We start from the raw sequence: 12,719 nt of genomic DNA, 5'->3' as shown, positions 1-12,719 counted from the left end.
ACTGAAATGAACAATAATTATTGCATAACAGCCCTTAATAGCTAACGAAAGCATTTAATACGTTAAATTAGATTGTCTTGACCGCTAAATACCAGTCAACCATTTCCAAATTAGACTCTTTTCTTTCTAAGAGGGACTCAACAGTTCTGGGTGCACCAATTATAACTTTCTCACCTGGCTTCCAGTCTAAAGGCATAGCCACTTTGTACTCGTCCGAAGTTTGAAGCGCTATCAATGATCGCTTGATCTCTTCCATATTACGGCCAACATTGAGAGGATAATACATTACAAGTCTTACCTTGCCTTTTGGATCTATAATAAAGACCGCACGAACGGCCGCAGTTTCGCTTTCACCAGGTTGTAGCATACCATAAAGTTTTGCAACTTTCATATCAATATCGGCAATGATGGGAAATTCGAACAAAACACCTGTCTTATCGTAAACAGCATTAACCCAGGCAATATGTGAATGAATACTGTCAATACTTAATCCCATCAACTTAGTATTATGAGCCGCAAAAAAATCTTTCTCTTTTGCAAATCCAGTCATTTCAGTTGTACAGACCGGAGTGAAATCCGCAGGGTGCGAAAATAAAATAACCCAACTGTCCTTGTTGTATTCCGAAAAAACAAGCTTCCCCGTAGTTGTTAAAGAATCGAAATCAGGTGCCTGATCGCCGATGCGTGGCATATAAATTTCCTTTTCTAAGTTTTCCATTTGATATATAATAAATAATAATATTCCCGTTGAATCAAAAACAGCAGTTTGCTGTCTGCATCAACCTTTACAAATCTCGCTTATTAAAAGATTGGGGTTAGTGACATTTGTCACGTATATCAAACTATTAACTAAAATTTTGTTCAATATTTATGATTTAAAACAAAAAAATCAGTCAGGTCATCAATCCTGACTGATCTATATGTAAAAGGTTATAAATTATGGATGGACAATGGCCCATCCTTGTTGTTGTCGGATTATGATTTCGCCATTGCCACTTGGAACAAATGATATAAAATCAAAAAGCTCATCCTTGCTGATATTACGCTCCCGAAGTGTGTTTTCGCATTCGGCCAGAATAACTCCCTTTGCCTGTAAAGCCTTCAATTGAATCTCATAAGGATTCGTTTTTTTGAAGACAGCAACTCCCCCGCCGTGTACTACAAGCTCTGCTTGAAGCTTTCCTTTCAAACGGGGATCTTCCAAGGCATTCATCATGTTTTTCATGGTAGCCTTAATTATTTTATCATCGTCACTATTAAGCTGATAAACGACTTTGTAAAATTTTTTATCGGCAACTGCGCCATGAAATTCACTTGGATTGACTGCTTTGTCTTGCGCCGATGCTCCGATTGAAAACAGCATAGCAATAGCAAATAAAAGGGATGCGATTTTTTTCATTTCTCGATAATTTTAATTGAAACGGATGTTAATTATTTATTTGTTTATTCTGGTCGCTGCAATGGGCTTGAAAGGACCATATTTATGCTGGTTTTCAGTATATGCATCTGAATAAGGCCCGAATGGAAAGTCTATTGGCTTTTGAGAAATATTCTTCCAATCCAGGGCTTGATCTTTATGGGGCCGTGGTTGCGAATTTACAAATGCTGCCAAATCCCAGGCCTGCTCATCGGTCAGAATTTGATTTTGATAATTTGCTCCAAATGGCATGTTGTCTTTAACAAAACCGGCAAAGGACGAATTTCTATATAACCCTGCGCCGTCGTTATAGCTTCTACTTCCCCAAAGAGGCGGATAGACAAATGATTTTTGATCGGGCTGCATAATCCCTTCTCCTTTTGCTCCATGACAGACCGCACATTTTTCTTTGTAAAGAATCCTGCCGGTCTTGGGATCAGCGGCCCTATCAAGATATGCAAGCTTGTTAAGCCCTGAACCTTCGGGTGTCTTCCCTTTTTGCACATCCTTTCCGACCCACTTCATGTAGGAGACCATTGCCTTCATCTCTTTACTTGCACTATCGGGTTTTCTGCCATTTAAACTTCTTTCAAAACAATCAGATATCCTTTTGATGATCGTTTCAGTCCCCGCAGATCTTGCCCTAAACTTGGGATATGTCGAGTAAACTGCCAGATAATTATTGCCCATTATCTTTGTCCCTGCTTCCAAATGACAATTCTGACAGTTCATCCCATTCGAGATTTGGCGCACACTGCCTTTGGGCCCCAAATATTTAGAAGTATTGGCAATCAGGTCTTTGCCATACAGGATAAGCTCATCTTGCAATGAGTCTACTGGCAGGATACTTGAACTCACTCGCGGATTAGAGCGATTTGCTGGCTTCTGATCTTGCTTTTTCATGGGCCAGCCTGCTTTTACTTGCAAGGCCTGAAACTTATCGGCATATAATTCCGGAAATATTACGCTAAATACAATGGCGACTAGTAAACCTGAGACCAATACAATCAGAAAAATCAGAAGTCTAAGAAGTAACCGCCATGAACTAGGTTCTATATTTTTCATGTTGGGCCTGGCTTTAGTAGTCAAATCAATATTGTAATAATCTGGATATCATCATCGATCAGCAGCATCTGATTGACTATCGCGCGTAGCCCCGCAAACTTTCCCAGGCACCTCCATTATAAGCCGTTATCCCGGCCTGCTTTAACATTTTGGTCGCTCTTGCACTTCTTGCACCGCTCCGACAGCAGGTAATTACCGGCAGCTCATTGCTTTTAAGTCCATCAATCTTAGAGAGCAGCGTATCTAATGGAATATTGACGCTCGATTCCAGATGCGCATGCCTGAACTCCTCGGGAGTGCGCACATCGATAATCAAACACCCCTGGTCGATAACAGGTTGTAAGTTTGTTTTTTCAATCCCTAAAAATCTCGCTAATAATCCCATGCTATTATATGTTTAATGGACATACATACTGACTTATTTTAATCGCTCCATGCTGCTTGACAGCCTTGAAACCTCCCTTGATATCGATCAGCCTACCATATCCGCGTGCCCTAAGAATTGAGTTAAAGATCATGGAGCGGTAGCCAGTGGCACAGTGCACAAAGTGTGTTTTGTCCTTTTCTATACCCGCAAGCATTGAATTGATCTCATCAAGTGGGATATTCAAGGCGCCGGTAACGTGCTCTGCCTCGTATTCGCTACGTTTACGCACATCCAGGATTGTGGCCCCAGGCATATCCATAAAGTTCTCGGCCATCTGCTCTGCTGTAATGGAATTAATACGATCAACCTGCTTACCTGAATTTCTCCATGCTTCAAACCCACTTTTCAAATAACCAATAGTAAAATCATACCCTACACGTGCCAGCCTGGTTATAACTTCTTCTTCCCTGCCGATTTCGCAAACAAGCAGGATAGGCTGATGGGTATCAGGGATCAGCGAGCCTACCCAGGGAGCAAATCCTCCGTTAATACCGATGTTGATCGAGTTAGGAATAAAGCCGTTGGAAAACGCTTCCGCATCCCGGGTATCCAGGATCAATGCGCCGGTTTCATTGGCTGCATTCTCAAACTGCTCCGGATCCAGTGCCATGTTTCCCCTTTTTAAAACCAGGTCTATGCTCTCATATCCCTTTATCTTCATCATTACATTCAATGGAAAATAAGCAGGTGGTGCTGAAAGACCGGCAGTCACCTCCTTTATGAACTGCTCGCGGCTCATATCTTTCCTTAATGCGTAATTATACCTTTTTTGGTTACCAAGTGTATCACTGGCCGGCATGCTCATATTCTTCCCGCATGCGCTTCCTGCTCCATGGGAAGGATAAACCATGATCTCATTAGACAGGGGCATAATCTTGCTGCGAAGAGACTCAAATAAGTAACCTGCCAGGATCTGTTCATTTAAACCATTATCAATTTTTTGGGCTAGATCAGGCCGTCCGACATCACCAATAAACAAGGTGTCACCCGTGAAAAGAGCAATTTCCTTATCGTCTTCATCTTTCAATAAATAACAGGTGCTTTCCATGGTATGTCCGGGCGTATGGATGGCTGTTAGCGTGATTTTTCCAATATGAAACTGCTGACCGTCAGCAGCGATCACTGCGCCAAATTCGGGCTTAGCGGTCGGGCCATACACAATATCTGCCCCCGTCTTTTGAGCAAGGTCAATATGCCCTGAGACAAAATCTGCATGAAAATGAGTTTCAAAAACATATTTAATTTTCGCTCCTCTCTTTTCGGCCATTTCCAGGTAAGGCTCTACTTCTCGAAGCGGATCGATTACGGCAGCTTCTCCGTCACTTTCGATATAATATGCACCCTGCGCCAGACATCCTGTATAAATTTGTTCGAAATGCATGATTCTTCCCATTTGTTTGAAATGATATACAAATCTGACAAACTAGCCTGAAAGCTTCGGTGATATTTGTCACGTAGCACCTTACTTTTAAAAAAAATTTATTAGTGACCACCACCTACTTAGCCAGCTGGGCAATCATCTCCGTCATCTCATCGCTACTATAGTCGGCGGCACCTTCCTGTCTATAAACCATTTTCCCTTCTTGATCCAGGATTACCGTGGTAGGAACAGCTCCCTGCATGAAAACGGGCGGTATCTCGCTGGCCGGACTTACCACCTTTAAAGCGTAGTGGTGCTTTTTCATGAAGCTGTCCGACTTCTGGTAATTGCCATCTACGTCGACCATTAAAAAGACCACATTTTCTTTGTCCTTGAACTTAGTATACAAATCATTGATTGAAGGCATCTCTGCAATACACGGAGGGCACCAGGTTGCCCAAAAATTGATAAATATGACCTTTCCTTTTAACGAGGCAAGATCAACCGCTTTACCATCGCCATTTTTAAAATAAACGTTTGGTAAAGGTTCTGCGGCAGCTTCATCAGGCTGCTTGTCAATTTTGGGTTGGAACAGGCCGATTTTCATTAGGCTCTGAATTGTCCATCCTTTTACCTGTGGGCTGACCACCATGGCAGCTATAAAGACCACCATCATGGCCGAGAATATGTTTGAAGGCGATAACCATTTCTTTTTCATCGTTATTTCTAGTTTAAAGCGTTATTTAATTATAATCTTACCGGCATTGAGCAGCTCTTCGCTGCCAATTTTGACAATCTGGTCTTTTCGATCCAGCTCGCCAAATACCTCTTGAATCGAATCCCTTCTTGTTCCCTCACTAACGGGCACTTTTATGACTGTTTGGTTTTCCACACGAAGTACAAATGTTCCCGACTGCGCGTGTACGATGCTGCTGGCAGGCACCCATAAAGTAGAATCTGGACGCCTTAGTTTCATCGTTACCTGAGCATATTCGCCCCCATCCAGGGAATTATCCTTGTTTTCCACATCAAATTCAGCGGTTACAGAGCGGTTCTGCTGCTGTAAAACCTGGCTCTTCCTGGACAGAACAGATGTAAACATTTTTCCAGGCAGATTGGAAACCGTAAAGCTGGCCATGGCATTTTTGCCAACCGACTGTGCATGTTTTTCCGGGATTGCAACAGTCAGCCTCAGCTTTCTGTTCTGGGCAATTACTAGCAGCGGTGTTGTATTATTTTCCCCCACCAGGGCTCCCACTGATACATTCCTTTCCACTACTACGCCATCGAATGGCGCAATAATTTTTAAGTATTCTTCGATCTGACCAAAGGATTGGGCACTCGAGATAGCAGATCGATATGCAGCACTGTCACTTCTTAGTTTGCTTTTAGCCCGATCCAGCTCGATGGCGGCAACAGAACCGTCCTTTTGAGTAGCTTTCAAAATCCTCTCATACATCTGGCGGCTCAGCTGAAAATCTTCATAGAACTTCTGCTGGTCAGACCTGGCTGACTGAAACCGTTGTGAGACTTCCGGAGCATCCAAAATGGCAAGCACCTGTCCTTTTCTTACTACGCTGCCACGGTCAACTTTTATGGCTTTTACAAAGCCCCTGACCTTTGCAAACAGGCTGACCTGTTCATAAGGTTTCAGCTCACCTGGCAATGCCAGCGTGTATTCTGGCTGGTATTTCACTGGGCTGATTACCTGAAGGCTCACAGGGCCTTTCTCATTTGGCTTGCTTTGGCTCTCTGTTTCCGGTTTGCTACCGCAGCCATTTATAACAACACTTATCAGGGCTAGGCCCAGAAAGAGAACGGTTGAATTTTTATGGATTGTCATCATGTTTGACAGCATTGTTGTATTCATTTAGTGATTGCAATTAATTGAGCCTCGGTGTCGTCCGGATCCAGTGATGGACTTTCCCGGCCTGTTTTACGCATGGCCCATGTAAAAAGGTGCGGCATAACCAAAAGCACAGTAAGCGTGGACAAAAGAAGGCCACCGATTACAGCCTGGCCCAGGGGGGCGACCTGCTCGCCGCCATCTCCCATGCCCGAAGCCATCGGTACCATACCGGCAATCATAGCCAGCGTCGTCATCACGATGGGCCGTAAGCGCGAGGATGCCGCAGCAAGGCTGGCCTGCCGTGCCTGCATCCCCATGTACAACCTGTTATGCTCAGCCTGATTGATTAAAAGCACCGCATTAGAAACAGATACACCTACCGACATGATAATACCCATGTAGGACTGTAAATTAAGAGTGCTGCCAAATACCAGAAGCATCAGGATACTTCCACCGATCACAGCCGGCACGACAGCAAGTATCATCGCAGATATTTTAAAGGACTGATAATAAGCTGTCAGCATCAAAAAGATCACCACAATTGCCACCACCAAACCCGTCTGGAGTCCCGACATGGTTTCATCCAGCAGCTGCATGAGCCCTTCGCTCGAAACAATCACCCCGCGCGGTGCATCACCTGCATCCGCCAGAACTTGCCTGACTGCGCCGGAAGCACTACCCAGATCCTTTTGGTAGGTATTGGCCAATATAGTAACGTACCGGTTTGCCCCCTGCCGGTTCACCTGGCCAGCTTGCTTGACCATTTCCAGGCTGGCCACGTCTTCGAGTACCGGGCGCGGCTCGCCCGATTTGAGCGGAATAGCGCGAAGTTTGTCCAGCGAGCCCATATCCGATTCCGGTATCTGCACCTGTACCTGAAATACCAGACCTGACTTAGGATCTACCCACAGGTTTTTATTGGTAAAACGGGTTGATGATGTGGCAATAGCCAGCGCCCGTGAGACGTCTTCCATAGTCAGACCAAATTGGGCCGCAAGCTGTCTGTCCACATTGATCTTTACACTCGGATAATTGACCGGCTCGGCAATACGAACATCTCTTAAAAAAGGGATTTTATCCATTTCCCCTTTCAACTTCAACGCATACTGATTAGCAGCTTTTAGCTGCCCAGCAGCAACTTTGATCTGTATGGGGGTCATGGCCCCCTGACTCATAATCTTTTCAACAAGCTCCATAGGCTCAAAGTTGATTTTCAGCTCAGGCAGCTCTTTTTTTACTTGTAACCTGATCCTTTCCTTGAGTGCAGCAACGGACTCTTTAAAAATCGTCTGATCAATTGAAATCTGCAAAACCGCTTCATGCGAACCACTGGTGAACAGGAAGATGGGATTAATGGCGGTAGCCGATGGCTGAAGGCCTACAAAGGCAGAGCTAATTTTGATCGCATTTTCAGGCAGTGCCTGCTGGATGATACCCGTCACTTTTTTTAGGTATGCCTCTGTATTTTCAAGCCTGCTGCCCTCGGGGGCGACAATCCGTAGCTGTATATCACCGCTGTTGCTAGCTGGTAAAATATCAGTTCCGACTGCTAGAAAAGATGCCGTCACCATAACACCCACTGTAAGCGCATAGACCGTCAAAACAGCCACGGGCTTGCCTTGCAAACGCCGGGTGAGCGATAAATAACGACCCTTAAAAGCATCAAACCTTGTTCGCCTTGCGCCGTTGACCTTATGATGGGCTTTTAACTTTTCCGGTTTCATTAGCCAGTTGGCCATGATAGGCACAAATGTCTGTGAAGCCAGAAAGGAAGCGATCATGGCAAAAGCCACAGCCAAAGAGAGCGGCATGAACATATCTTTTGGAATGCCGCTCATCATAAATGAAGGGATCAGCACAGCCAATATACAAAGCAGGATTAAAAGCTTAGGGACCGAAATTTCCAGCAGTGCATCCAGGATGGCCCTTTTCTTGGGTTTGTCCATCTCAAAATGCTGATGGATGTTTTCAATGGTCACCGTAGCTTCATCGACCAGGATCCCGATTGCCAGGGCAAGACCGCTCAAAGTCATCACATTGATCGTCTGACCGAGCATATATAGCATAATTACAGCCGAAAGAATCGCGATGGGTATGGTCATTACCACAATCAATGATCCACGCGAATCTCCCAGAAAAAGAAATACCATCAGCCCTGTTAGCAGCGCCCCTAATATGCCTTCGTGGATCAGGTTTTCAAGTGAACGCTCGATATAACCCGACTGGTCGAAAACATACCGGATATCTACATCTTCCGGCAAGGCTGCTTTCAGCATGGGTATGGCCGCTTTCAGGTTTTCTACCACTTTCAGCGTAGAAGCATCTGATTTTTTGATCACAGGCAAATACACAGACCGTTTGCCGTTGATGATCGCATAGCCGGTTGTGATATCAGCAGCATCTTCCACACTGGCAATATCTTTGACATATACATTAGTCCCTGATCCTTTGCGGATTGGAATATCTAAAAATTCCTGTGGATCATTGGCAATCGAGTTAAGCGGGCTCATCAAATTCTGGTTGCCGATCCGGATGTTACCCGCAGGGGCAGGAAAATTATTCTTGGCTATTGCAGTAGTGACTTCTTCCGCTGAAAGCCCGTAAGACTGCATCAGATCGGAATTAACCTTGACAACCATCGTGCGGATATTACCGCCGAAAGGTGCAGGGGCCGTCACCCCAGGGATGGACACAAACATAGGCCTGATCTTAGTCAGGGCCATATTTTGAAGCTCAGTGATTGATCTTTGAGGGCTTTCAAACACCAGTTGCCCGATCGGGATCGAGCTGCCGTCAAAGCGCACGACCTGAGGCGGTACTGCGCCAGGTGGCAGAAAGCCCATAGCCCTGGAAACCTGGGTTGAAACCTCGCCAGAAGCCTGCGCCATATTGGTACCAGGGTAAAATGTCAATTTCATCAGCGTAAAACCCTGGATACTTTTAAAGTCAATATCCTTGACACCGCTTACAAATATGAGCACTTTCTGAAACTCGTTGGCCATAAAACCATCCATATAGGCTGGTGATAGCCCACCATAGGGCATAGCAATATATATGACCGGAAGTTCGACGCTAGGGAATATATCCACATTGATCTTGCGGATCGCCGTGAAAGAAAAGTAAGCTATACCAATAACAGCTACCATTATCGATAAAGGTCTTCGCAAAGCAAGCCTTATAATATTCATCGTATTCTATTTAAATTGGTTTTGCAGATAGGAAAAATCGCCCGATGCCTCAGAGCGGACCAGAACCTGCTCCCATAGCTGACTATGGGCATCGATATTGGTTTTCTCTGCTTGCTGTAAGATCAACTGGATCTGCAATAGTTCTGTCAAACTGATCAGCCCGTTCTCATATCTGGACAAATAAAGCTCGTAAGCCAGCCTGGCGTTTTTAACCGCTGCATTAATGCTGCTGATTTGTCTTAGCTGGCCTTCAATACGTTTTGAGGCCGAACTCTGCCGTGTGTTTAGATCAAGTTTTTGAACGTCATAATTTGCCTGGCGCGACCTAACTCTCGATAGTATACGTTTCTTCTCCAAGTTACTGTTTGAAGCGTTAGTTATGTTCCAAGTGACAGCCAGCCCCAACAGGTAGTTGGTGGACCCGTTTCCATAGCCATCTAAAACTCCATTTTCCACAAAGCCATCCTGACCAATACCGCTGCCCCTCAGGGCTAGTCCCCCAAGTGCTGAAAATGATGGTAGCGCCTGGCGGCCCGCGAGCTCAGCCTGGGTCTGACCATACCTTACAGCATCATCAAGTACTTGCAGGTATGGGTGACCAGGCGCTATCACGCCGCCTTGCATTACAGGAGCCGGGGCCAGGTAAGGCTGATAATCTAGGACCTGGGCTGTGTCCACCTCAGGTGCGAGTTCAATCAGCGCTTGCAGGTCTGAGCTTAATTTTGCTTGCCATGACTCTTGCTCTGCATCCGTCTGTAAATAAGCAGACAAGGCAAGTGAACTGTCCGCTCCCGGCTTTAAGCCTGCCACAGCCAGACTTGCCGATAACTCAAAGATTTGTTTTGTACGTGCTTCATTTTGAAGTGCCCATTGCAAATTGACTTTACTGTTTAACAGCTTCAAAAACAATTGGGTAGACCTGGTTTTAAGCCTGAGCTGCTCTGCGCTGAGCTCATCTGTCGCCTGATCGATACCCAGATCAGCAGCTTTGATGGAAAGATTTTTGCGGCCAAATTCGAAGAACTTCCAATCTGCTACAACCGATCCGAAGGTATTGAATGCTGCTGACGGCTGGCCTGGTTGCCCTGCAGCCCGGCCATTGATATTAATCACGCCAGGAAGCGGAAAAAATGCACCGCTGCTGCTGGCGTAGGTCCCCATCGAATTTTGGAGCTGCAATTGCACATTGGGCATATAGGCATTACTCCGGGTAAGCCTTTTAGTCAATCTGGATTCATCCAGCTGCGCCTGTTTTGAGCTTATCGACGGATAATGAGAAAGGGTCATATCCCAGATTTTGGTAAGCCCCAAACTGGATTGTGCATGCAAAGATGAGCTGACAAGCATTATCAAAATGACTGGCAGACAAAGCTTATGCCTTATCATATTAAATCTGTTTAAATGGTAACGGCAGTTAGTAATGCTTAAAAGCACTAACTAATGCCAATTAAAAGTCAGACTGAATATGAAGGCTCAAATCAAAAGATACCGGTTTTTTAGATAAATGGGGCTTCTACCTACCGCAGGATGAACTTTGATGCGATGGGTAATAATACCGTGCGCATCACCAAAAAACCTTGCGAAAAATAGTAATAATGGAAAGTAGGATAGCACCGAACTTGATGCAGGTGGCACCAGATCAGTGGCCGCTTTAATATGAAGATCTTGATCTGAATAAGCAGCACTTTTACCCGATGCGCAAAGCCCGTTTTCAGAAATCTGCACAGAGCCAGCAGGTGCCTTTGCACTTCCCGGTGCTGAATGACCTGCTACTGGGTGATTTAAAAGAGCCGCGCTCAGCGATTTTTTGACCTGGCAGTTCGACAACAAAAACAAAGTAAAAAACAAGAATAGCAACGCCCTGACAGGTGTGCATGCTTGTTCTTTAAATTTTATTGATTGTTGCTTTATCATAAAGAATTCATTTGCGGCTGGTAAAAAATTAAGACTGCTTAATAGCCAGCACACGGGAACTTGTTCATATTAACGAAAAAGAATTGGATTTTATTGGTTCAAATTCAGGATTCTTTTTTAGATAGTCAATCATTGCAGCGACTGCTTTAATTTTTAAATCCTGACGGTTAGAACCTAGCCCTTCAGCTACACCTTGTGATGTGATAAAGGCTGCTTTATAAACTTTTCCTGGTTCAAGTGGCTGATCTCCTATGAAAATTTGCTGTATCCGATGCCCTTTAGGATTTTCAATGCGCATGTAAACATGGATATTCCAGCACCTTTTCACATATCCCCCCATTTGTTTCATCGGGTCGATGCAAAAAGTCCTTTCCAGGTTTTCTTCCAACATTTTAAAAATCTCTCCGCCGGTCAAATCAACCGTTGAAACCACCGGGTTCATCGGAACCATATTATACAGGTCGCCTTTTGTAATCGGGCCGGTTGGTATGGGAGCCCCGTACCGCCACCCATTGGAAAAAGCAATTTCACTACCACTGACGTCTTGCAGTGATCTTAAAAGGAGCTCATCCATGGGCGACTCCAACGTGTTATATCGGTCGAGCAGCATCGTCGTCCGCCCTACAACTTCATTCAACTCCCCATAGGGCTCCATAATCTCACCAATCAGCAGGTCCATGCCACCGTCCAAAGGAACGGTATTATCGACAGTGAGCAGCTGATAATCGAAATCCTGAATTTTTCCATCATTGATTTCTATATCCAGTTGCCCTACAAAACTACCATGACAACCACATTGGATCAGGATTGTCTCATTGATGATGGTGGCCTCATACAACCTGTTATGCGTATGCGCGCTCAGACATACGGCAATGCCCGGAATTTGCCCGAGCATATCAATGTCCTGGGGATATCCATTATGTGAAAGTAGAAAAACGATATCCGCACCCAGTGATCTGACACTTTCAATGGCACCAGGCAATTCTTTGATTCCATCTGTGACTAAAAGCCCTTCGCTGAACTGCTTGGGCATCGTTTTGTCTATAATATTAGAACAAACACCAATCACTGCCACCTTTATATTTTCAATTTCCAAAATAATGTATGGATCTAAAAACAGGCTTCCATCCTTATTATATACATTGATCCCCAAGACCGGGTGATTTAACAAACTTTGAAGTTTTTTTAACTGCGAGGGCCCGTAGGCAAAATCCCAATGGCCCACCATTGCCTGGAAACCAATTTTGTTCAGGATAGGAGTGATTGCTTCACCTTTTGAATCAATCAGCGGCAAAGTGCCATGAAAGGTATCTCCACCATCAAAAACAAGCGTATTGGGATTTTTACTTCTGATTTCCTGGATCAAGGAATATATGCGCGAGTAACCACCGGCCACGGCTACTTTTTTTTCACGTCCTTCAAAGAATATTTCCTGGTGCGGCTCCAAATAACCATGCACGTCATTGATGTAGGCAATTGAAATTTTCATTTTCTAATGT

The 12,719-nt window shown here is 44.8% G+C and carries 11 protein-coding genes; all 11 read right to left on the bottom strand.

The window, feature by feature from the left end; translation table 11 throughout:
• Positions 1-67: 67 nt before the first annotated feature.
• Positions 68-718: a peroxiredoxin gene (locus E0F88_RS31070; protein ID WP_165940201.1), complete on the bottom strand. Its 651-nt coding sequence runs from the start codon at positions 716-718 to the stop codon at positions 68-70.
• Positions 719-937: 219 nt separating this feature from the next.
• A complete protein-coding gene (locus E0F88_RS31065) occupies positions 938-1,399 on the bottom strand; it encodes a DsrE family protein (protein ID WP_131962266.1) in 462 nt (153 codons plus the stop codon).
• Between the two features lie 36 nt (positions 1,400-1,435).
• Positions 1,436-2,482, bottom strand: coding sequence for a c-type cytochrome (locus E0F88_RS31060; RefSeq protein WP_131962264.1), 1,047 nt, complete (start codon positions 2,480-2,482; stop codon positions 1,436-1,438).
• A gap of 76 nt (positions 2,483-2,558) precedes the next feature.
• Positions 2,559-2,867, bottom strand: a complete 309-nt coding sequence (locus E0F88_RS31055) for a rhodanese-like domain-containing protein (protein WP_131962262.1) — start codon at positions 2,865-2,867, stop codon at positions 2,559-2,561.
• 4 nt (positions 2,868-2,871) lie between these two features.
• Positions 2,872-4,290 carry an MBL fold metallo-hydrolase gene (locus E0F88_RS31050; protein ID WP_131962260.1) on the bottom strand — a complete coding sequence of 473 codons (1,419 nt, stop codon included), beginning with the start codon at positions 4,288-4,290 and terminating at the stop codon, positions 2,872-2,874.
• A 115-nt stretch (positions 4,291-4,405) separates the two neighbouring features.
• Entirely contained in the window at positions 4,406-4,987 is a 582-nt protein-coding gene (locus E0F88_RS31045) for a TlpA family protein disulfide reductase (RefSeq protein ID WP_131962258.1), read from the bottom strand.
• Between the two features lie 21 nt (positions 4,988-5,008).
• On the bottom strand, positions 5,009-6,139 hold the full coding sequence (locus E0F88_RS31040; protein WP_131962257.1) for an efflux RND transporter periplasmic adaptor subunit: 1,131 nt from the start codon (positions 6,137-6,139) through the stop codon (positions 5,009-5,011).
• Entirely contained in the window at positions 6,136-9,306 is a 3,171-nt protein-coding gene (locus tag E0F88_RS31035; RefSeq protein ID WP_131962255.1) for an efflux RND transporter permease subunit, read from the bottom strand. Before E0F88_RS31035 ends, E0F88_RS31040 begins: the two co-directional genes overlap by 4 nt.
• A 6-nt stretch (positions 9,307-9,312) precedes the next feature.
• Positions 9,313-10,692, bottom strand: a complete 1,380-nt coding sequence (locus tag E0F88_RS31030; protein ID WP_131962253.1) for a TolC family protein — start codon at positions 10,690-10,692, stop codon at positions 9,313-9,315.
• Positions 10,693-10,779: 87 nt separating this feature from the next.
• A complete protein-coding gene (locus tag E0F88_RS31025) occupies positions 10,780-11,220 on the bottom strand; it encodes a hypothetical protein (protein WP_131962251.1) in 441 nt (146 codons plus the stop codon).
• Between the two features lie 64 nt (positions 11,221-11,284).
• Positions 11,285-12,709, bottom strand: coding sequence for a bifunctional metallophosphatase/5'-nucleotidase (locus E0F88_RS31020; protein ID WP_131962249.1), 1,425 nt, complete (start codon positions 12,707-12,709; stop codon positions 11,285-11,287).
• Positions 12,710-12,719: the final 10 nt, after the last annotated feature.

It is taken from the genome of Dyadobacter psychrotolerans (assembly GCF_004349265.1).
Taxonomy (GTDB): Bacteria; Bacteroidota; Bacteroidia; order Cytophagales; family Spirosomataceae; genus Dyadobacter; species Dyadobacter psychrotolerans.
This window is presented reverse-complemented; position numbering and strand designations above follow the sequence as displayed.